The sequence below is a fragment of the Streptomyces sp. NPDC042102 genome, assembly GCF_055582305.1.
Map to the genome: position 1 here is coordinate 1,026,751 of NZ_JBVJDL010000003.1, position 20,644 is coordinate 1,047,394.

The following is a 20,644-nucleotide window of genomic DNA, read 5'->3' on the forward strand; positions in this document are numbered from 1 at the left end:
GAACGGTTGCACGCCCGGCCGGACGGATGTCAGACGCCGTCGGCCGGCGGCCGCAGCAGCTCGGAGGTCGCCAGCAGAAAGCCCAGCTGGGCGCGGCTGCCGCTGCCGAGCTGGACGGAGACCTTGCGGATGTGCTCGGCGACGGTGCGCCGGCTCATGCCCAGGCGACGGGCGATCGAGTCGTCCGTCTCGCCGCCGACGACGGCCTGGAGGATCGCCAGCTGCAACTCGGAGGTGACGGCGGGCTGCCGGGCCGGGGCGGTGGCGGGGCGCACCTCCGTCGCCCGCGCCCAGGCGTTCTCGAACGTGGCGACCAGGAACCGCACCACGTGCGGGTCCCGGATCTGGAGGGCGGAGCTGCGCCTGTCGGTCTCGTCCCCCGGGATGAACGCCGTCTCCCGGTCCGCGATGATCATCCGCTCGAAGACCTCGGTCAGGGTCCGTACCTGCGCCCCGGCCTCGGTGACCCGCTCGATGTAGGCGAGTGTCGGCTGGTGGCCGCGGATGGTGTGCTGGTAGATCGTCCGCTGCGACACGCCGCGCCGCAGCATCCGTACGTCCCGTGCCACCGCCGCCCGCAGCGTGTTCTCGGGCCGGGTGCCGCCGGGGTGCGCGGTCAGCAGTTCCTCGCGGCAGCCGTCGACCGCTGCGGCCAGCGCGTTGTCGATCACCTCGTCACCGTTCAGCAGGGTCAGCTGTCCCTGCTCCCGGCGGCGGCTGTGCTCGTACGTCTCCCGGAAGGCGGCCAGGGTGGCCCGCGTCGACCACAGGGTGCGCTGCTGCGCCGCGATTCGGCTCTCCATCGCGTGCAGCGCCGAGAACGACGCGACCTCGGGCGGGACGGGCACGGCCTGTCCCGGCGCGGTGGCGTCCTCGGTGACCAGGTGCAGGTCCCACAGGCACGGGGGCACGTCCGCGGCCGGCAGCGAACCGGCGGCCAGGAGCCGCTCGTAGCCGCGCATGGCCCGGGAACAGGGCTTCCCCTCGGCCGAGTTGTCGCATTCGCACGCACGTGTACCGGCTTCGACATGCTTCACAACTGTGCAGATTACATTCGTACATGTGGCCGGACCGTGTTCACCCCGGTGACCGGCGGCACCATGGACGCACGGGGGAACACCGCCCGGTCCGGAAGCCCGAATTTCCCCTTTTCCGGACGGGCGCATGCGGCGGGCCCGCCTTTCCGTGCCACCCGAACGCGGAAGGGCGGGCTCTACGCCTGCCGGGGCCCCGGAGGCCGTCCGCCCGGACGACTACGGGCGGCGGGGCTTGCCGCGCTTGGCGGGCCTGGCCCCCTTGGCGCCCTTGGCACCCTTGGGCGCGCCGGAACCACCACGGCCACCGCCCTGCGCGGCCCCCTTGCCCGCTGCGGCGCCCCGCCCGTCCTTCGCCCGTCCCCGGCCCGGCTGCGCCTTGGCCTTGGCCTTCGGCTGCTCCTTGGCCTGTTCCTTGCCCTGCTCCGGCCTGCGCCCCCGGGAACTGTTGACCGTGCGCCCGCGCACGATCCCGATGAAGTCCTCCACCAGGTCGGTGGTCTTCTCCTCCGGCCACGACAGCGCGACGCGCGAGGCGGGGACGTCCGTCAGCGGCCGGTAGGTGAGGTCCTTGCGGTGGTGCAGACGGGCCAGCGACTGCGGTACGACGAGCACGCCCACGCCCGCCGCCACCAGCTCGACGGCGTCGGCCGTGCTGGCGGGCCGCTCGAAGGCGGGCCGGCCCGGCGGACGCTCCCAGTCGAGGGTGTCGTCGAGGGGATGCAGCACGATCTCGTCGGCCAGGTCCGCCGCGGACACCTCCTCGGCCGCCATCAGCACGTGGTCCTTGGGGATCACCACGACCGTGGTCTCGGTGTAGAGGGGGATCGCGCTCAGGTCCGCACCGTCGACCGGCAGCCGGACGAAGGCCGCGTCGGCGCCGCCGTCGCGCAGCACGCCGAAGGACTCGGCCGCGGTCACCTGGACCAGGGCCAGGGGGACGTCGGGCAGCCGCTCGTTCCAGATCCGCACCCACTTGCTGGGCGTCACTCCCGGGACGTACGCGAGCCGGAACGAAGGAGATGCATCCGAGCCTGTCACCCGGCCAGGTTACCGGCCGTGGTCGGACCTAGCTCACATGCTCGATACCCTTGGCACCATGACGTCGCACCAGACCACCCAGACGATGAAGCCCGCGACCGCGGCGAAGAAGCTGGGTGTGTACCTCGAGGCCACCCCCGCCGAGTTCCAGGAGGGCGTCGTCTCGCGCGCCGAACTGAACGCCCTGCAGACCGACCCGCCGCAGTGGCTCCAGGATCTGCGACGCAACGGCCCGCACCCCCGCCCGGTCGTCGCGGCCAAGCTGGGCGTCTCCATCGCGGGCCTGGCCCGCGGCGGCGTCACCGAGGCCCTCACCACCGAGCAGATCGACGCCCTGAAGACCGAGAACCCCGAGTGGCTGCAGAAGGAGCGCGCCACCCAGGCGGAGGTCCGCAAGGAAGCGGTCCGGATCAAGGCGAAGCACGAGCAGGACGCCGCCCGCGCCGCGGAGCGGCAGAGCGACCCCCGCGCCTGACCCCGGACCGGGACCATCCGGCCCCGCCCCGCCCCGCCCCGGAGCGGCCGCGGGTAGGGTCGCCCCCGCGCCGGGCCGGGCGGCGCGGGCTCACGGGGTCGGGGGAGCTGTGCCGATCGTGACCACGTGCGCCCAGTCGGGCGGGGTGTCCGGCACGTAGTCGGGATCGTCCTCGTCCCACGAAGGCTCCGCCCACGGCCGGGAGAACAGGCCCACCACCGTCCGGCACGGCGGCCGGGTGGCCGGCCAGGGCGTCTGCCCGTCGGTCAGGGCCACGATCACGTCGGGCCGGGAACCCGCCCGCAGCGCCGCGGCGAAGCCCGTCCGCAGATCCGTGCCCCCGCCGCCCAGCAGCGGTATCCCCTCCGCCCGGCACAGGGTGTGCACGGTCCGCGCCGCCGCGTCGCACGGCACCACGGTGACCAGGTCCCGGCGGCCGCCCACCGCGCGGGAGATCGCGGCGACCTCCAGCAGGGCGCTGCCCAGTTCCTCGTCGCTCACCGACCCGGACGTATCGATGATCACGCTGACCCGGGGCGGCCTGCGCCGCAGGCTCGGCAGGACCACGCCCGGCAGCCCGGCCGAGCGCCGCGCGGGCCGGCCGTACGTGTAGTCCTCGCCCGCGCCGGAGCCGGAGGTCGCCGAGCGGACCGCGGCTCCCAGCAGTTCCCGCCACGGCTGCGGCGGATGGAACGCCTCCTTCGCCCACCGCTGCCAGCCCCGCGGGGCGTCGCCCGGGCGGCCGATGATGCCCTGCGCCACCCGGAACCGCACCGCGTCCCGTTCCCGCGCGCTCAGGCCGTGCGCGCCGTCCGGCCCCAGCTCCCACGCGCGGTCCAGGCCGTCGGCGCCGCTGCCGCAGTCCAGCCAGGCCAGGTGGTGCATCCGGGGCCCGAGCCGGAACAGCCCCAGGTAGTCCTCCATGAGCCGGCCCTCGGGCAGCGCCAGCGCGACCGGGTCGACCGCGCCGCCGGGCCGCACCAGCCCGTCGCCGAACACGTCGTCGTTGATCTCGCAGTCCGCCGCGATGTTCATCCGCAACCGCTCCGCCGCCCCGGTCAGCCCGCGTTCCTTCGCGAACCGGTCACTGCGCCCGTGGTGGTCGCGCAGCAGGTGCGACACCTCGTGCACCCATACGCCGGCCAGCTCCTCCACCGGTGTGCGGGCCACGAAGGCGGGCGAGACGTAGACCCGCCAGTACCGGTCGACGCCCATCGTCGGCACCCGTCGGGACTCCACGGCGTGCAGGGCGAACAGCGCCGTCGCCAGGTACGGCCGGACCCGGGCGGCGTGCAGCCGGGCGGCGAAGAGCTTGTCACGGTCCAGCGCCCCGGCGCCCTCCCCGGTGCCCGCTCCGGCGTCCTTCCGGGCGCCCTCCCCGGTCACCGGCCGCCCCGCGCGGCCGCCGTGGCGGCCGTGGCACGGGCGGTCGCACGGTCCGCCCGCCGGGAGAGGTCCACCGCGCCGGCGAGCCGCTCGATCGACTCCGGAACGTCCCAGTCCGCGCGGCGCAGCGAGGCCAGCGTGGTCGCCGGGACGACCACCAGGTCCGGGGGTCCCGTCTCCACCGCCCGGACCAGCAGGGCCCACGCCGCGTCCCAGCGGGCCCGGTCCGGCCGGGCGCGTACCGCCGCCACCACGCCGTCGAGCGCCGCCTGGCGCAGGTCCCCGCGCTCGGGCAGGTCGGCGGCCGCCGGATCGGCGAGCAGCTCCTCGGGGTCGGGGAGGTCCATCCGGTCCAGGGCGGCCAGCAGCTCCAGCCCGGGACCGTCCCCCACCGTGCCCCTGACCAGCAGGGACAGCACGTCCCGGGAGGAACCGGCCGCGGTCGCGAAGGCGATCAGGCACAGCGTCATCTCCCAGCTGCGGGGCGACGGCCAGGCCCCGCCCCGGCGCGTCTCGGCGCTGGGCAGCCGGTGGACGAGCGCGGGACGGGCGGCGAGCAGCCCGCACACCGCCCGGCGGGCGAGGTCCACGGCCTGCGGCAGCCGTTCCGGGTCCAGCCGCGGCAGGGTCGCCCGGGGCCAGGTCCCGCCCAGCCCGCGGACGACGACCTCGTGGTCGTGGGTCCACTGCAGGTGCACGAACCGGTTGGCCAGCGGCGGGCTGAGCTCCCAGCCGTCGGCGGCCGAGGAACGCGGGTTGGCGGCCGCGACGATCCGGACCCCGGGCGGAAGCCGCAGGGAGCCGATCCGCCGTTCGAGGACGAGGCGGAGCAGGGCGGCCTGGACGGCCGGGGGCGCGGTGGACAGCTCGTCCAGGAACAGCAGCCCGCGGCCGGCCCGCACCAGGCGTACGGCCCAGTCCGGCGGGGCCATCGGCACCCCTTGTTCCGCGGGGTCGTCGCCGACGACGGGCAGGCCCGAGAAGTCGGACGGTTCGTGCACGCTCGCGATGACGGTGGTCAGCGGAACGTCCAGCTCCTCGGCGAGCCGGGTCAGGGCGGCCGTCTTGCCGATGCCCGGCTCGCCCCAGAGCAGGACGGGCAGGTCGGCGGTCACGGCCAGCGTGAGGGCCTCCAGCTGGATGTCGGGACGCGGCTCGGTGGTCGTGTCGCGCAGCAGGGCCAGCAGGGTGCCGGCGACGTCGAGGGGGGACGGGGGGAGGGTCATGGGCATGTTCGATCACCTTCGGGGTTCGAGGAGCGGCGGGCGGCCGGATGCTGCGGCCGGCCTGGGCCTGGGCCTGGGCCGGCCCGGCCCGGATTCCGGTGCCGGTTCAGCGGCGGGTCGTGTGGCGCGGGTGGGAGCGGCGGTCACGGTGGCGTCGTGGGCCCGGGAGGCTGCGCCCGGACCCGGGGGCGGGGCCGAGCAGGCCGGCCCGGAAGAGCCCGTACGTGATCCGGCGCTGCGCGGCCGCCTCCAGCGCGTCGCGCAGCGGGCCGCCGCGCAGCACGGCGTCGGGGCCCAGCAGACCCTCGACGACGGCCAGCGCACCGGCGATGTCGCCGTGGTCGAGCCGTTCGCGGACGCCGGTGAGGCAGTCCGGACGGCGGTGTGCCTCGTCGATCACCCGCAGGCAGGGCAGGGGAGTCCCGCTCAGCGCGACCAGGAGCTCCTCGCGCCGGATCTCCGCGGGGTCGTGGTCCAGCGGGGCCAGCACCCCGTCGACCAGGGCGATGCGGTGCCGGGCTCCCCGGCACTCCACGATGCGCGGTTGCCCGGCCGGGCCGGCGGCGGGGTCCGCGGCCGGGGGCGGGGCGGACGGCGGACGGTCCGGTGCGAGGGCCGCGGCGACCAGCGGGTGCAGCCGGTCGGCCCCGAGCAGGCCGGACCGGAGCAGTTCGAGGTCGGGCAGGACCCAGGTCGCCGCGTCGGGCAGGACCGGCGTCGCCCCGGGAGCGCGCCGCGCGGCGGGCGCCACGATCCGGCCCCCGTGCGGCCCGATGTCCAGGTCCAGCCGGTGCCGGCCGCCGAGCCGCACGGTGACGGTGCCGGCGGCCCGCCCCTCGGCGCGCAGCAGGATCGCCGCCTCGGCCGCCCACCGGTCCACGGCACAGCCGAGTCCGCGCGGTACGAGCTCGGGCGGACCGAGCTCCGGCGGTACGTGGTCCGGTACGTCGGCTCCGGACCGGGCCCGCAGCTCGGGGGCCCGCCGCGCGTCCCACAGGTGGCGGTGCAGGTCGAGCCGGAAGCGCGGGTGGGGGTGCGGATGGGGATGCCGTCGGGCGGCCACCGCACCGGGGCCGTCGGGGCGTCCGTCCCACAGCGCGAGGCTGATCCGCTGCCCGGCGTCCGCCCACGCGGGCGGGGTCCGTACGACGAGGCGCACGGCGCCGTACCGGGCCAGGGCGATGGTCAGTCCCGGGCGCAGCAGCCCGTCGGGAGCGATCCTCGGCAGGTGCCAGCGCAGCAGGTCGGGAGCCAGGTGCCGGAGGTCGTCCCGGACCCCGGCAGCCAGTTCCCGGCCATGGGCACGGGCCACGGAACGCAGCCGGAGATCGACGTCGATGCCTGCGGCGGCGCACGCCCCGGCCCAGTCCCCGGTACGCCGGCGGGCGGTCGCGGTCTCGATCATGGAGGGCGGCACGGCGTACTCGCGCACCCGCCGCCAGAAGGAAAGGCGGGGATCCCCCGTCGCGGTGTCGGTGAGCATCAGCACTCACCTTGCGCGAACGGGACCCCCCAACTGTCAAAGGAATGAGTGGTCATCGCGGTGATCGTAACGACGCTCCCACGGCCCGCGCGAAGCATTTTCGGTGGCGGGGAGCCGGCAGGCCCCGGCCCGGAAGGGCGGGGCCTGCGGGGGAGCCGCCAGGGCCTAGCGCTCCACCACCACGTTCTCCGCCTGCGGGCCCTTGGGGCCCTGCGTGACGTCGTACGAGACGCGGTCGTCCTCGTGCAGCTCCTTGAAGCCGGTGGTCTGGATGGCGGAGAAGTGGACGAACACGTCCGGCCCGCCGTCGTCCTGGGCGATGAACCCGAAGCCCTTGTCCGCGTTGAACCACTTCACTTTGCCTGTTGCCATCTGCGCGAATCCTTCACCAGATCTCGGCACGGGGTGCCGCTCGCACCGGCTCGATCGAGGCCGGCGTACCCACTCTTCCCCAGCGGGCCCGATCTTGCACGCACGGTGCCCGGGTGATTCCTCCGGGTCACGGCTGGGTGCCCGGTGGTCACGGGGACTCTCCCTCACCCTCACGGGGGATCGCGGGCGGTGCGAGTTGCGCCGGAAATCGAACACATGGGCTAATCGGGGCATGGCGCGAACCGAGTTTCCCGAAGACCTGCTCGACCTGCAGATCCGCGTGATCCGGATCTACGCCGCGCTCGACCGGCTGCCCGCCGGGGCCGGGGCGACCCGGCTGCGGCGGGAGCTGGTCGAGGTGCTGCGGGCGCTGTACGGGCATCCGTACTGGCGGCAGCCCGGGCACTGCTCGGCCGAGCTGGTCGAGCTGCGGCGGCAGGCGCGGATCCGCGGCTGGATCGCCGCGGCCTGAGCCCGGGCGTGGCGACACGCCGCGGCCCCGCCCCGGCCCTGCCCCTGCCCCGGCCCCGAAGGGGTGGTGACGCGCCGCGGCCCGGAGCCGACGGGGTCGGGTCCGGGCCGCGGGAGCGGGGGTGGCCGGCGTCAGGCGCCGGCCGTACCGGTCAGCACTCGATGACGTTCACCGCGAGACCGCCACGGGCGGTCTCCTTGTACTTGATCTTCATGTCGGCGCCCGTCTCCTTCATGGTCTTGATGACCTTGTCCAGGGACACCTTGTGGCTGCCGTCGCCGCGCATCGCCATCTTCGCCGCCGTCACGGCCTTGACCGCCGCCATGCCGTTGCGCTCGATGCACGGGATCTGCACCAGGCCGCCGACCGGGTCGCAGGTCAGGCCCAGGTTGTGCTCCATGCCGATCTCGGCCGCGTTCTCCACCTGCTCCGGGGTGCCGCCGAGGACCTCGGCGAGGGCGCCCGCCGCCATCGAGCAGGCCGAGCCGACCTCGCCCTGGCAGCCGACCTCGGCGCCGGAGATCGAGGCGTTCTCCTTGAAGAGCATGCCGATCGCGCCCGCGGCGAGGAGGAAGCGGACCACGCCGTCCTCGTCCGCGCCGGGCACGAAGTTCACGTAGTAGTGCAGGACCGCCGGCAGCACGCCCGCCGCGCCGTTCGTGGGCGCGGTGACGACGCGGCCGCCCGCCGCGTTCTCCTCGTTGACCGCCATCGCGTAGATCGTCGTCCACTCGCTGCGGTGCATCATCGGGTCGCCCTCGGTGCGCAGCTGGCGCGCCGTGGACGCGGCCCGCCGCTTGACGCGCAGGCCGCCCGGCAGGATGCCCTCGCGCGACATGCCGCGCGCGACACAGGCCTGCATGACCCGCCAGATCTCCAGCAGGCCCTCGCGGATCTCCTCCTCCGTGCGCCAGGCCTTCTCGTTCTCCAGCATCAGGGAGGAGATCGACAGGCCGGTCTCCTTGGCCAGGCGGAGCATCTCGTCACCACTGCGGAAGGGGTACTTCAGCACCGTGTCGTCGAGCTTGATCCGGTCCTCGCCGACCGCGTCCTCGTCCACGACGAAGCCGCCGCCGACCGAGTAGTAGGTCTTCTCCAGCAGCGGCGCGCCGCTCTCGTCGTACGCGAAGAGGGTCATGCCGTTGGCGTGGTACGGCAGTGACCGGCGCCGGTGCAGGATCAGCTGGCTCGGCTCGTCGAACGCGATCTCGTGGACATCGCCTATCTCGGTCCCGAGCAGCCGCAGCCGGCCGCTCTGCCGGATGCGCTCCACCTCGTCGTCGGCCGTCTCCACGTTCACCGTGCGCGGTGAGTGGCCCTCCAGGCCCAGCAGGACGGCCTTGGGCGTGCCGTGGCCGTGGCCGGTCGCGCCGAGGGAGCCGTACAGCTCGGCCCGCACGGAGGCGGTCTGCGCGAGCACACCGTCCTTCTTCAGCCGGTTCACGAACATACGGGCGGCCCGCATCGGACCGACGGTGTGGGAGGAGGACGGGCCGATGCCGATGGAGAAGAGGTCGAAGACGGAGATGGCCACGGTTGCGGACTCCTATGTCTGCTCGTGGGTGGGAGGAGGGCGGGGCGCGGTGCGGCAGAGGGGTGGGAGGCGGTGCGGGAGGGGCGGGAGGAGCGGAAGTGATCTTATGAGGGTGATTAGTACGGATTTTGTCCGACAGACGAGCTTATCGCGGCCGGGTGAACACCATTGCCGCCGAAAAGTGACCCAGGGAGGTCGGGCATGAGAAAGGCCCGGCCTGCGGAAGGGAAGGCCGGGCCTTTCTCGGGTGCGGTGCGGGTGCCGTCGGTCGGCTCGCGCTCGGCGGCACCCGCGCCGGTGCCCGCGCGGGCACCGGCGCGGCCGCCGGCGGCGGTGCCTACAGCGACGGGTACAGCGGGTGCTTCGCCGCCAGCGCCGAGACGCGGGCCTTGAGCGACTCGCTGTCGTACGACGGCTTCAGCGCCTGCGCGATGATCTCGGCGACCTCGGTGAAGTCCTCCGCCTGGAACCCGCGGGTGGCCAGCGCCGGCGTACCGATCCGCAGACCCGAGGTGACCATCGGCGGCCGCGGGTCGTTCGGGATGGCGTTGCGGTTGACCGTGATGCCGACCTCGTGGAGGCGGTCCTCGGCCTGCTGCCCGTCCAGCTCGGAGTTGCGCAGGTCGACCAGGACCAGGTGCACGTCGGTGCCGCCGGAGAGGACGTCCACGCCCACGGCCTTGACGTCGTCCTGGACCAGGCGCTCGGCGATGATCTTCGCGCCGGTCAGGGTGCGCTCCTGGCGCTCCTTGAACTCCGGCGAGGCCGCGACCTTGAAGGAGACGGCCTTGGCCGCGATCACGTGCTCCAGCGGACCGCCCTGCTGACCCGGGAAGACCGCCGAGTTGATCTTCTTGGCGAGCTCCTGCGTGGACAGGATCACACCGCCGCGCGGACCGCCGAGGGTCTTGTGCGTGGTGGTGGTCACGACGTGGGCGTGCGGCACCGGGTTCGGGTGCAGACCCGCGGCGACCAGGCCGGCGAAGTGCGCCATGTCGACCATCAGGTACGCGCCGACCTCGTCCGCGATGCGGCGGAAGGCGGCGAAGTCCAGCTGGCGCGGGTACGCCGACCAGCCGGCGACGATCAGCTGCGGCTTGGACTCCTTGGCCAGGCGCTCGACCTCGGCCATGTCCACCTGGCCGGTCTCGTCGACGTGGTACGGGACCACGTTGTAGAGCTTGCCCGAGAAGTTGATCTTCATGCCGTGGGTCAGGTGACCACCGTGGGCCAGGTTCAGGCCCATGATCGTGTCGCCCGGCTTGAGCAGCGCGAACATCGCGGCGGCGTTCGCCTGCGCACCCGAGTGTGGCTGCACGTTGGCGGCCTCGGCGCCGAACAGCGCCTTGATGCGGTCGATCGCGATCTGCTCGACCACGTCGACGTGCTCGCAGCCGCCGTAGTAGCGGCGGCCGGGGTAGCCCTCGGCGTACTTGTTCGTCAGGACCGAGCCCTGGGCCTCCATGACGGCGACCGGAGCGAAGTTCTCCGACGCGATCATTTCCAGGGTCGACTGCTGGCGCACGAGTTCGGCGTCGACGGCGGCGGCGACGTCCGGGTCGAGCTCGTGGAGAGGGGTGTTCAGTACAGACATCTTCGGTCCCCTGGTGTCAGTTGCCGGACTTGGTCAGGTCGGCGTACTCCTCGGCGGAGAGCAGGTCGGCCGGCTCCTCCGCGATACGCACCTTGAACAGCCAGCCGCCCTCGAACGGGGCGGAGTTGACCAGCGCCGGGTCGTCCACGACGTCCTGGTTGGCCTCGACGACCTCGCCGGTGACCGGGGAGTACAGGTCGCTGACCGACTTGGTCGACTCCAGCTCGCCACAGGTCTCGCCCGCGGTCACGGTGTCGCCGACCTCGGGGAGCTGGGCGTAGACGACGTCACCGAGCGCGGTGGCCGCGAACTCGGTGATGCCGACCGTCGCGACGCCGTCCTCGGCGGCCGACAGCCACTCGTGCTCCTTGCTGTAACGCAGCTGCTGGGGGTTGCTCATGACCTGATTCTCCTGGATGCGGGGGAGTGCTGATGAACAGTGGTCTTGCGGAGTGAGACGGAGTGACGGACGGGTCCCGGCGGGGAAATCGTCACTTCTGCCGCTTGTAGAAGGGCAGAGCCACGACCTCGTACGACTCATGCGTACCGCGAATGTCCACGCCGACGCCGGAGGTGCCGGGCGCGGCGTGCTCCGCGTCCACGTACGCCATCGCGATCGGCTTGCCCAGGGTCGGCGAGGGGGCGCCCGAGGTGACCTCGCCGACGACCTCGCCGCCGAAGACGACCGGGAAGCCGGCGCGCGGGACCCGGCGGCCCTCGGCGATCAGGCCGACCAGCTTGCGGGGGGCCGTGGACCGCGCGCGCTCGGCGGCGGCCTCCAGGGCGGCGCGCCCGACGAAGTCGCCCTCCTTCTCGAACTTCACGACCCGGCCCAGACCCGCGTCGAACGGGGTCAGCGCGGTGGTCAGCTCGTGGCCGTACAGCGGCATGCCGGCCTCCAGGCGCAGCGTGTCGCGGCAGGACAGCCCGCACGGCACCAGGCCCACGCCCTCGCCCGCCTTGGTCAGCGCCTGCCACAGCTCCACCGCGTGCTCGGGGGAGACGAACAGCTCGAAGCCGTCCTCGCCGGTGTAGCCGGTGCGCGCGATCAGCGCGGGCACGCCGGCGACGGTGCCGGGCAGGCCGGCGTAGTACTTCAGGCCGTCCAGGTCGGCGTCGGTGAGCGAGGCCAGGATGCCGGGGGACTCCGGGCCCTGCACCGCGATCAGGGCGTACGCGTCGCGGTCGTCGCGGACCTCGGTGTCGAAGCCCGCCGCCCGCTCGGTCAGCGCGTCGAGGACCACCTGGGCGTTGGAGGCGTTGGCGACGACCATGTACTCGGTCTCGGCGAGGCGGTAGACGATCAGGTCGTCCAGGATGCCGCCGTCCTCCTGGCAGATGTGCGTGTAGCGGGCGCGGCCGACGCCCACGGTGGAGATGTTGCCCACCAGCGCGTGGTCGAGGGCCTTGACGGCCTCCGGGCCGGTCAGCGTGATCTCGCCCATGTGCGAGAGGTCGAAGAGGCCGGCCTTGGTGCGGACGGCGTTGTGCTCGTCGCGCTCACTGCCGTACCGCAGCGGCATGTCCCAGCCCGCGAAGTCGGTCATGGTCGCACCGAGCGAGCGGTGCAGCGCATCGAGGGCGGTCAGACGGGGGGCATTGCTCATCGGTTCGGCTCCCAGGGTCCCAGGGGGGCATCGACAGGACATCGACATGACATGACGAGGACGATCCTCCCCATCTGTCATCGGAACCTGAGAGGTTCGCCGGAATCCGCGCGTGGCGGATTTCCGGCTTGCACCTTGGGTGGGGCCCGGACCGTCCGACGACGGCGTGGCCCGCTTTTCAGATCTGCCTCATCCACGCGGTACGGGGCCTGAGAGATTCAAGGGAGGTTCTTGCTCCTTCGGCGCCCGCCTGCCGTACGGCCCGACGGGACTCTCCCGCGCGGATTCAAGCGGCCTGTATGCAGTTGGTGTCCAGATGGCGCACATCATTGCACGGGACGGGTGGGAATGGGGGTCCGGGTCCGAAAAGGAGTACGGGTCCGCCGTCGCGGATCCGTACGCTCCCGTCCGGAACCGGGACGGTCCGGATTACCGTCTCTTTACACTCAGTGGGCATGGGGTCCAGGGACCCGACCCGGGGAGGCGATCACTGTGTGGAGATTCGGACTCGCGGAGACGCGCGGAAGGCCCGTCGCGGCCGCCGGCGGCGTGCCCGTGCAGCCCGCGCGCGGTGAGCGCGAAGCGCTCCGGGCGCTGCCGCCCGGCGCCCGTGCGCGCGCCGTCGCCGCCGGAGCCGCCGCCACGGCCGGTGCGGCAGCCGCCGGAGCCGCCGGTCACGCCGGCACGGCCGGTGCGGCCGCCGGTGTCCGTCCGGCCGTGCGCGACCTGCGCGGGCACGGTCACGGCCGCGGCGCCCGCGGGCCCGCGCGGCTCACCTTCGCCGGTGGCGACATCGTCGTGGTCTCCGGGCTGCCCGGCGGCGGCAAGAGCACGCTGATCAAGCGGGCGGTCCCCGGCGGCGGCATCGACTCCCAGGACGTCCGGGAGCGCTGGGAGGCCCGGATGCCCGCCTTCCTGCCCTACGCCGTCTACCGCCCCGCGGTCCGCGTCGCGCACTACGCGGGCCTGTGGCGGGCGGCCCGCTCGGGCGCCTCGGTCGTGGTCCACGACTGCGGGACCCAGGCATGGGTCCGGGCCCTGCTCACCCGGGCCGCGCGGCGCCGCGGCCGCGCCCTGCACCTGCTCCTGCTCGACGCCACGCCCGAGGAGGCCCTCGCCGGGCAGGCCGCCCGGGGCCGGGGCGTCTCGGCGTACGCCTTCGCCCGGCACCGCGGCGCGGCCACCCGGCTGCTGCGCGCGGCGGAATCGGGCCGGCTCCCGGCCGGCTGCGCCTCGGCGGTCCTGCTGGACCGGGCGGCCGCGTCCCGTATCGACCGGATCGCGTTCGCCCCGGAGCGCTGAGCCCTGGGCGCGGGGCACTGGGCGCTGGGCGGGGCGCGGCGGGCGGGAGCGGGGCCGACCCGTCCCCGCGGCGCGGGAGGCGGCGCGTACCCACTAACCTCGGCCTGGCAGGGACCGTGACACGGGCACGGACAGGCGGACGGGCGCACGGAGGGCAACGCGATGCACGGGCAGGGCAACGGCTGGCCGGCCAACGAGCTGGAAGAGGTGCTCGGCGCCTCGCTCGGCGTCCCGGACGCCGGCGGGCGGATCCTGGAGGTGCTCGGCCGCAGCCGGCTGTGGATCCCGCTGCCCGCGGGCGGTGGTCCGGACAGCCCCGACCTGACCCTGGCGACGATGGACATCGGCGGCGCCGCGTACGTGCCCGTCTACAGCTCCCAGGCGCAGTTCCAGGTCTGCGTCGGCACCGCCATGGACTTCGCCGTCGCCCCCGCCGTCGAGTTCGCCCGGGGCCTGCCCCCGCAGCTGGGCATCGCCGTCAATCCCGAGGGCGCCGTCGGGGTCCCGCTGCCCCCGCCCGCCGTCGCGGAGCTGTGCCGCCGCGGCCGGACCCCGCTGGACGGGCCGGCCACCGGTGGCCGGGTACGGCTCTTCGAGCCCGACTGGCAGGAGGACCCGGTGGACTTCCTGGCCGCCGCCGCCGAGGAGTTCCGCGCCAGCGGCGCGGTCGCCGCCGCACACCGATGCCTCGCCAGCGTCGAGGGCGGGGAGCCCGAGCTCTACATCGGTGTCCGCATGCTGGGCTGGGATCCCGACACGCGCAACGCGCCGATGGACGCCCTCGGCCGCGCCCTGAACCGCGTCCGCCCGCCCTGGCCGGTGCAGTTGATCCTCCTCGACGCGGCCGACGACCCGGTCGTCGACTACCTCCGGACACGCGTGCGCCCCTTCTACACTCCCTAGCTCGGCTTAAGCTGGTTTCATTGCGTGGCGAGGGCGGACGAAGAGGCGAAGAGGGGTTCCGGGTGAGTGCGTCAGGCACGGCCGCGGCCGGGCAGGTCGAGCACATGATGCGCCAGGTGACCCCCGGGCGCTACGACAGTTACGAGTCCTTGCTGCACTCGCTCGCCGAGGGCCGGCTGTGGATGCTGCTGTGGCACGGGCAGCCGGGGTCCCCCGACGCCCAGTACGGCGGCATGGAGGTCGACGGCCTCGGGTACGCGCCCTGCGTGACCTCCCCGCAGGAGCTCGCCGCCAGCGGCTGGAACCGCGGGTACGAGGTCGTCACGGGCCGGGACGTCGCCCGCGCCCTCTACCCCGACCGCTGGGGCCTGTGGCTCAACCCGCACGCCCAGGGCGGGGGACTGGGCATCCCCTGGGCCGACCTGCGCCGGATCGCCACCGGTCTGGACCGGATGCCGGCCGGTCCGCTGCGGCTGTCCGAGCCCGCCCTGGAGCTGCCGCAGTTCTACGGACTGCTCACCCAGCACGCCCACCGCACCCCCGCGGTCCGCTCGCTGCGCCGCTGCTGGGTGCAGCCGGCCGTCGGGACGCCGTACCTCGCGGTCGGCCTCGACCTGTACGACACCTCGCCCGCCGCGCTGGAGGCGGTGCGCGAGATGATGCGCCAGTCGGTGGGCACGGTCCCCGAGGGCGTCCCGGTGTGCACCGTCGCGCTGGCGGACGAGCACGACCCGGTCGCGATGTGGCTGCGCGCCCAGACGCGCCCGTTCTACGACCGCGAGGGACACGCCCCCGCCTACTGACCACGGAGCGAGACAGACCGACCGCATCGCGGACGAGGCCGCACGGAACAACTGTTCCGTGCGGCCTTCGCGTTGTCCGGATTTAACCCGTCTCGGATGCCCAAAGAGCATGCGGGTGACGGTACTTGGGCATGATGTCCGGTTCCGTACCGAACGGACGGTCTTGCTCCGCTGAGCCGTCAACACAGTCCGGATAACGGGAACCGGACCGTCACATCACGGTTGCGCATCCATTCATCTGCGGGGCTGGCGGCTGATCGAGCGACCGATGAAGACTCCCCCACCAAGAGCAGGTCAGTCCTGCCGATCGCCGGTTCGTCAACCGCATTTACCAGCGCCACTCCGCACCAACGCCGCCACAGCGGCGGGCATGGGCCGACCCACCGGTCGGCCGAGAGGGGTCCCCACCACGATGACGGCACCACTGCATGACACGAGCGCGGAGACACCCGCACCCGTTGTCACGGCCGACGTCCCTGCCAAGGCCATCGAAGGCCGCTCGCCAGGCCGTATCGCCTGGATGCGGCTCAAGCGTGACAAGGTCGCACTGACCGGCGGCATCGTCGTGATCTTCCTGATCCTGGTGGCCGTCTTCGCACCGCAGATCGTGAGCCTGCTGGGCCACCCGCCCAACGAGTTCCACGAAGACCTGATCGACCCGGACCTCGGTACGCCGATCGGCTCCTTCGGCGGCATCAGCTCCGACTTCCTGCTGGGCGTCGAACCGACCAACGGGCGTGACGTGTTCAGCCGGATCGTCTACGGCGCCCGGATCTCCCTGACCGTGGCCTTCCTCGCCGCCTTCGTGTCGGTCGTCCTCGGCAGCCTGCTCGGCGCCCTGGCCGGCTTCCTCGGCGGCTGGGTCGACGGCCTGATCAGCCGGACGATGGACCTGCTGCTGGCGTTCCCGCAGCTGCTGTTCACCATCGCGCTGGTCTCGGTGGTCCCGGACTCCCTGTGGGGGTTCGAGGGCACGGGTGTCCGGATGGGCGTACTGGTCCTCGTGATCGGCTTCTTCGGCTGGCCGTACATCGGCCGGATCGTGCGCGGCCAGACCATCTCCCTGCGCGAGCGCGAGTACGTCGAGGCCGCGCGCAGCCTCGGGGCCGGCCGCGGCTACATCCTGATCAAGGAACTGCTGCCCAACCTGATCGCGCCGATCCTCGTCTACGCGACCCTCATCATCCCGACCAACATCCTGACGGAGGCAGCCCTCAGCTTCCTCGGTGCCGGCGTCAAGCCGCCGACCGCCTCCTGGGGAAAGATGCTGTCCGACGCCGTCCCCATCTACCAGGACGACCCCATGTACATGGTGGTTCCCGGTCTCGCGATCTTCATCACCGTCCTGGCGTTCAACCTCTTCGGGGACGGGCTGCGCGACGCACTCGACCCCAAGGGCAGCTGAACCGTTTCACCGCTATCACTCTGGAGGTTGGACCAACGTGATCCGCAGAAAGCAGGCCCTCGCGATCACCGCCGTGATCGCCGCTCTGTCCCTGACCGCCGCGTGCGGTGACAAGGGCGACGACGCGAAGGGCGGTTCGGGCTCCGCCGCGGAGTTCAACGCCGCCACCAAGGGCGTCGTCAACCCGTCGGACAAGAAGGGCGGCGAGCTCAAGCTCTGGTCGCCGCAGGACGTCGACTACCTCGACCCGGCGCGTGCCTACTACGGCTTCGTGTGGAACATGCACCGCCTGTTCGTGCGTCAGCTGCTCGCGTACGACAGCAAGCCGGGCGAGGCGGGCACCAAGCTGGTCCCGGACCTCGCCGAGGCCCTGCCGGTGCTCAGCAACGACGGCAAGACCTACACGCTCAAGCTCAAGGACGGCGTCAAGTTCGAGGACGGCACGCCGATCACCTCGAAGGACGTCAAGTACGGCATCGAGCGCGTCTTCGCGCAGGACGTGCTGTCCGGCGGCCCGACGTACCTGATCGACCTGCTCGACCAGGGCCAGAAGTACCCCGGCCCGTACAAGGACACCGACCCCAACAAGATGGGTCTGAAGTCCGTCGAGACCCCGGACGACAAGACGATCGTCTTCAACCTGGCCAGCGCCAACTCGGACTTCTCCTACCTGCTGGCGATGCCGTCCTCCTCGCCGGTGCCGCAGGGCAAGGACACCGGCGCCACGTACACCAACAAGCCGGTCGCCACGGGCCCGTACAAGGTCGAGAGCTTCTCCGCCGGCAAGGGCGCCACCTTCGTCCGCAACGAGAACTGGGACCCGAAGACCGACACGATCCGCAAGGGTCTGCCGGACAAGGTCTCCTTCACCGTGACCACCAACGCCGACGACATGGACGCCCGACTGCTGTCCGGCGACATCGACCTCGCGGTGGACGGCACCGGCCTGCAGCAGGCCGCGAAGAACAAGGTCCTCAAGGACGAGAACCTCAAGAAGAACGCGGACAACCCCTTCACGGGCTACATCCGCTACTTCGCCTTCCCGCAGACGGTCGCGCCGTTCGACAACATCGAGTGCCGCAAGGCCGTCATCTACGCGGCCGACCCGAAGTCCCTGCAGACCGGCCGCGGCGGCCCGACCAGCGGTGACCTCGGCGCCAACATGCTGCCGCCCGGCATCCCCGGCTCCGACAAGTCCTTCGACCCGTTCGGGCTGACGAAGGGCGAGCCGCAGATCGACAAGGCCAAGGCGGCGCTGGCGGCCTGTGGCAAGCCGGACGGCTTCGAGACCACCATCGCGGTGCGCAACAACCGCGCCCCCGAGGTGAAGACCGCCGAGTCGCTGCAGGCGGCGCTCGACAAGGTCGGCATCAAGGCCAAGATCGACCAGTACGACGGCAAGCTCTCCTCCTCCACGATCGGTTCGCCCGAGAACGTGAAGAAGAAGGGCTACGGCATCATCGTCATGGGCTGGGGCGCCGACTACAACTCCGGCTCGGGCTTCCTGCAGCCGCTGGTGGACGGCTCGTTCATCCTGCCGAACGGCAACAACAACTACACCGAGGTCAACGACCCGGAGATCAACGGGCTGTTCGACAAGGCCGCCAGCGCCGCGACTCCCGAGGCCGCCGCGCCGTTCTACACGGACATCAACAAGAAGGTCATGGAGAAGGCGCTCTACCTGCCGATCAACTTCGACAAGGCCTTCGTCTACCACAACCCGCGGCTGACGAACGTCTACTTCAACGACTCCATGGGCAAGATCGACCTCGCCACCGTGGGTGTCGAGAAGTAACAGCAGGCATACGCCTTCACCGCACATGCGCTAGTCCGAAGGGCAGGTGAAGGCCGCAGGCGGCGGCTGCCGTCCCCACGAGGGGCGGCGGCCGCCCGCCCGAGCGGCCGACTGCAGTGCTCGTCTACCTCATCCGGCGGCTGTTCAACGTCGTCGCCACGCTGCTGGTGGTCTCCGTGGTCACCTTCGGCATCTTCTTCGCCGTGCCGAAGATCACCGGGGCCGATCCCGCGCTGATGTACGCCGGCCGCGAGACCAATGAGACCGCCCTGGCGGGCATCCGCGTGAAGATGGGCTTCGACAAGCCCATATCCGAGCAGTACCTGATCTTCGTCAAGGGCATCGTCGCGGGCCGCGACTACGAAACCGGCGTCGACAAGACCCACTGCCCGGCACCGTGCTTCGGCTACTCGTTCAAGAGCGAGAAGCCGGTGTGGGAGCTGATGATGGAGCGCATCCCCGTCACGCTCTCGCTCGCCCTGGGCGCCGCCGTCATCTGGGTCATCGCGGGCGTGGCCACCGGTGTGGTCTCCGCCCTCAAGAGACGTACGGCCATCGACCGCACCGTGATGGTCGGTGCGCTCGCCGGCGTCTCGCTCCCCATCTTCTTCACCGGCATGGTCGCCCCGGCGGTCTTCGTCTACGGGCTGGGCTGGCTGGACGTCTCCAACTACAAACCCCTGACCGAGGATCCCGGGGCCTGGCTCAACGCCATGATCCTGCCCTGGATCACGCTGGCCTTCCTCTTCGCCGCCACCTACGCCCGCATCACCCGCGCCACGATGCTGGAGGTCATGGGGGAGGACTACATCCGCACCGCGCGCGCCAAGGGACTCACCGAGCGCGTGGTCATCCGCAAGCACGCGCTGCGCTCCACCCTGACCCCGCTCGTCACCATGTTCGGCCTGGACTTCGGCGGCCTCCTGGGCGGCGCGGTGCTGACCGAGACCACCTTCAGCTTCCAGGGCCTGGGCACGGCGGCGGTGGGGGCGATCGGCGCCGGCGACCTCCCCGTGATCATGGGCATCACCCTGCTGGCCGCGCTCTTCGTGGTCATGGCCAACCTGATCGTGGACATGCTGTACGCCGTCATCGACCCGCGCGTGAGGCTGACGTGACCGACACCCCCACCTTCGTACCCGAGCAGGCCGGGGCACCGCGGTCCGAGGCCTTCCTCTCCGTGCGCGACCTCAAGGTGCACTTCCCGACCGACGACGGCATCGTCAAGTCCGTGGACGGGCTCTCCTTCGACCTCGAGCGGGGCAAGACGCTCGGCATCGTCGGCGAGTCCGGCTCGGGCAAGTCCGTCACCTCGCTCGCCATCATGGGCCTGCACCGCACCGGTCACGCCCGCAGCCGCCCGCGGATCAGCGGCGAGGTGGTGCTCGACGGCGAGGACCTCGTCCGCGCCGACGCCGACCACGTGCGCAAGCTGCGCGGCCGCAAGATGGCCATGGTCTTCCAGGACCCGCTCTCGGCGATGCACCCCTACTACACGGTCGGCCACCAGATCATCGAGGCCTACCGCAACCACCAGGACGTCGACAAGAAGAAGGCCCGCGTCCGGGCCGTCGAGATGCTCGACCGGGTCGGCATCCCCGAGCCCGCCAAGCGCGTCGACGCCTACCCGCACGAGTTCTCCGGCGGTATGCGCCAGCGCGCGATGATCGCGATGGCCCTGGTCAACAACCCCGAGCTGCTCATCGCGGACGAGCCGACGACCGCCCTCGACGTCACCGTCCAGGCGCAGATCCTCGACCTGATCCGCGACCTGCAGAAGGAGTTCGGCTCCGCGGTCATCATGATCACGCACGACCTCGGGGTCGTCGCGGAGATGGCCGACGACATCCTGGTGATGTACGGCGGCCGGTGCGTCGAGCGCGGCTCGGCCGAGAAGGTCTTCTACGAACCCCGCCACCCGTACACCTGGGGCCTGCTCGGCTCGATGCCCCGCATCGACCGCGAGCAGACCGACCGCCTCATCCCGGTCAAGGGCTCGCCGCCCAGCCTCATCAACATCCCCGGCGGCTGCGCCTTCCACCCGCGCTGCCCGTACGCCGACGTCCCCAAGGGCGGCATCACCCGCACCCAGCGGCCCGAGCTGACGCTCGTGGACGAGGGGCGGGGCGGTGCCGAGCACTGGTCCGCGTGCCACATGTCGCAGGAGGAGCGGACCCGGATCTGGACCGAAGAGATTGCGCCGAAGCTGTGA

General features: G+C 72.3%; 19 protein-coding genes and 1 riboswitch. Of the genes, 9 read left to right on the top strand and 10 right to left on the bottom strand.

The annotated features are described in order from the left end of the window. Positions 1 to 29: 29 nt before the first annotated feature. Both ACZ6KO_RS17975 and ACZ6KO_RS17980 read right to left on the bottom strand, forming a co-directional pair. Positions 30 to 962 (bottom strand): LuxR C-terminal-related transcriptional regulator, encoded by a 933-nt coding sequence (locus ACZ6KO_RS17975; protein WP_469304894.1) that lies wholly within the window; start codon positions 960 to 962, stop codon positions 30 to 32. Between the two features lie 291 nt (positions 963 to 1,253). Continuing rightward, positions 1,254 to 2,075: a LysR substrate-binding domain-containing protein gene (locus ACZ6KO_RS17980; RefSeq protein WP_469304895.1), complete on the bottom strand. Its 822-nt coding sequence runs from the start codon at positions 2,073 to 2,075 to the stop codon at positions 1,254 to 1,256. Positions 2,076 to 2,133: 58 nt separating this feature from the next. Between ACZ6KO_RS17980 and ACZ6KO_RS17985 the strand changes: the two genes are divergently transcribed. Further along, positions 2,134 to 2,550 (top strand): DUF5997 family protein, encoded by a 417-nt coding sequence (locus ACZ6KO_RS17985; RefSeq protein WP_469304896.1) that lies wholly within the window; start codon positions 2,134 to 2,136, stop codon positions 2,548 to 2,550. Between the two features lie 90 nt (positions 2,551 to 2,640). Here the strand turns inward: ACZ6KO_RS17985 and ACZ6KO_RS17990 are convergent, their stop codons facing one another. The 4 genes from ACZ6KO_RS17990 to ACZ6KO_RS18005 form a co-directional block, all read right to left on the bottom strand. After that, positions 2,641 to 3,936 carry a vWA domain-containing protein gene (locus tag ACZ6KO_RS17990; RefSeq protein ID WP_469304897.1) on the bottom strand — a complete coding sequence of 432 codons (1,296 nt, stop codon included), beginning with the start codon at positions 3,934 to 3,936 and terminating at the stop codon, positions 2,641 to 2,643. Continuing rightward, positions 3,933 to 5,168, bottom strand: a complete 1,236-nt coding sequence (locus ACZ6KO_RS17995; RefSeq protein WP_469304898.1) for an AAA family ATPase — start codon at positions 5,166 to 5,168, stop codon at positions 3,933 to 3,935. Before ACZ6KO_RS17995 ends, ACZ6KO_RS17990 begins: the two co-directional genes overlap by 4 nt. A gap of 100 nt (positions 5,169 to 5,268) precedes the next feature. Then, positions 5,269 to 6,645: a hypothetical protein gene (locus ACZ6KO_RS18000; protein ID WP_469304899.1), complete on the bottom strand. Its 1,377-nt coding sequence runs from the start codon at positions 6,643 to 6,645 to the stop codon at positions 5,269 to 5,271. 165 nt (positions 6,646 to 6,810) lie between these two features. After that, positions 6,811 to 7,017 carry a cold-shock protein gene (locus ACZ6KO_RS18005; RefSeq protein ID WP_469304900.1) on the bottom strand — a complete coding sequence of 69 codons (207 nt, stop codon included), beginning with the start codon at positions 7,015 to 7,017 and terminating at the stop codon, positions 6,811 to 6,813. Between the two features lie 232 nt (positions 7,018 to 7,249). Here ACZ6KO_RS18005 and ACZ6KO_RS18010 point away from each other — a divergent pair, with 232 nt between their 5' ends. Continuing rightward, positions 7,250 to 7,489 carry a hypothetical protein gene (locus tag ACZ6KO_RS18010; RefSeq protein ID WP_401452668.1) on the top strand — a complete coding sequence of 80 codons (240 nt, stop codon included), beginning with the start codon at positions 7,250 to 7,252 and terminating at the stop codon, positions 7,487 to 7,489. Between the two features lie 151 nt (positions 7,490 to 7,640). Here ACZ6KO_RS18010 and ACZ6KO_RS18015 read toward each other — a convergent pair whose 3' ends face one another. From ACZ6KO_RS18015 to gcvT, 4 genes are all read right to left on the bottom strand, one after another. Beyond that, positions 7,641 to 9,023: an L-serine ammonia-lyase gene (locus ACZ6KO_RS18015; protein WP_469304901.1), complete on the bottom strand. Its 1,383-nt coding sequence runs from the start codon at positions 9,021 to 9,023 to the stop codon at positions 7,641 to 7,643. A 337-nt stretch (positions 9,024 to 9,360) separates the two neighbouring features. Further along, positions 9,361 to 10,617, bottom strand: a complete 1,257-nt coding sequence (gene glyA / locus ACZ6KO_RS18020) for a serine hydroxymethyltransferase (RefSeq protein ID WP_469304902.1) — start codon at positions 10,615 to 10,617, stop codon at positions 9,361 to 9,363. 16 nt (positions 10,618 to 10,633) lie between these two features. Beyond that, positions 10,634 to 11,017 carry a glycine cleavage system protein GcvH gene (gcvH, locus tag ACZ6KO_RS18025; protein ID WP_469304903.1) on the bottom strand — a complete coding sequence of 128 codons (384 nt, stop codon included), beginning with the start codon at positions 11,015 to 11,017 and terminating at the stop codon, positions 10,634 to 10,636. A 91-nt stretch (positions 11,018 to 11,108) separates the two neighbouring features. Beyond that, positions 11,109 to 12,224 (bottom strand): glycine cleavage system aminomethyltransferase GcvT, encoded by a 1,116-nt coding sequence (gcvT, locus tag ACZ6KO_RS18030; RefSeq protein ID WP_469304904.1) that lies wholly within the window; start codon positions 12,222 to 12,224, stop codon positions 11,109 to 11,111. A 188-nt stretch (positions 12,225 to 12,412) separates the two neighbouring features. Next, positions 12,413 to 12,513: riboswitch (glycine riboswitch) on the bottom strand. Between the two features lie 305 nt (positions 12,514 to 12,818). Between gcvT and ACZ6KO_RS18035 the strand changes: the two genes are divergently transcribed. The 7 genes from ACZ6KO_RS18035 to ACZ6KO_RS18065 all read left to right on the top strand — a co-directional run bounded on the left by ACZ6KO_RS18035 (position 12,819) and on the right by ACZ6KO_RS18065 (position 20,644). Continuing rightward, complete coding sequence (locus ACZ6KO_RS18035; protein WP_469305014.1) at positions 12,819 to 13,526, top strand: AAA family ATPase; 708 nt, start codon at positions 12,819 to 12,821, stop codon at positions 13,524 to 13,526. A 162-nt stretch (positions 13,527 to 13,688) separates the two neighbouring features. After that, entirely contained in the window at positions 13,689 to 14,429 is a 741-nt protein-coding gene (locus ACZ6KO_RS18040; RefSeq protein WP_469304905.1) for an enhanced serine sensitivity protein SseB, read from the top strand. A 62-nt stretch (positions 14,430 to 14,491) separates the two neighbouring features. Beyond that, on the top strand, positions 14,492 to 15,232 hold the full coding sequence (locus ACZ6KO_RS18045) for an enhanced serine sensitivity protein SseB C-terminal domain-containing protein (RefSeq protein ID WP_401452679.1): 741 nt from the start codon (positions 14,492 to 14,494) through the stop codon (positions 15,230 to 15,232). Between the two features lie 412 nt (positions 15,233 to 15,644). Next, on the top strand, positions 15,645 to 16,637 hold the full coding sequence (locus ACZ6KO_RS18050) for an ABC transporter permease (protein ID WP_469304906.1): 993 nt from the start codon (positions 15,645 to 15,647) through the stop codon (positions 16,635 to 16,637). Positions 16,638 to 16,674: 37 nt separating this feature from the next. Beyond that, a complete protein-coding gene (locus ACZ6KO_RS18055) occupies positions 16,675 to 18,432 on the top strand; it encodes an ABC transporter substrate-binding protein (protein ID WP_469304907.1) in 1,758 nt (585 codons plus the stop codon). Between the two features lie 116 nt (positions 18,433 to 18,548). Then, positions 18,549 to 19,550: an ABC transporter permease gene (locus ACZ6KO_RS18060; RefSeq protein WP_469304908.1), complete on the top strand. Its 1,002-nt coding sequence runs from the start codon at positions 18,549 to 18,551 to the stop codon at positions 19,548 to 19,550. Next, on the top strand, positions 19,547 to 20,644 hold the full coding sequence (locus ACZ6KO_RS18065; RefSeq protein WP_469304909.1) for an ABC transporter ATP-binding protein: 1,098 nt from the start codon (positions 19,547 to 19,549) through the stop codon (positions 20,642 to 20,644). The genes ACZ6KO_RS18060 and ACZ6KO_RS18065 overlap by 4 nt, the downstream gene beginning before the upstream one ends.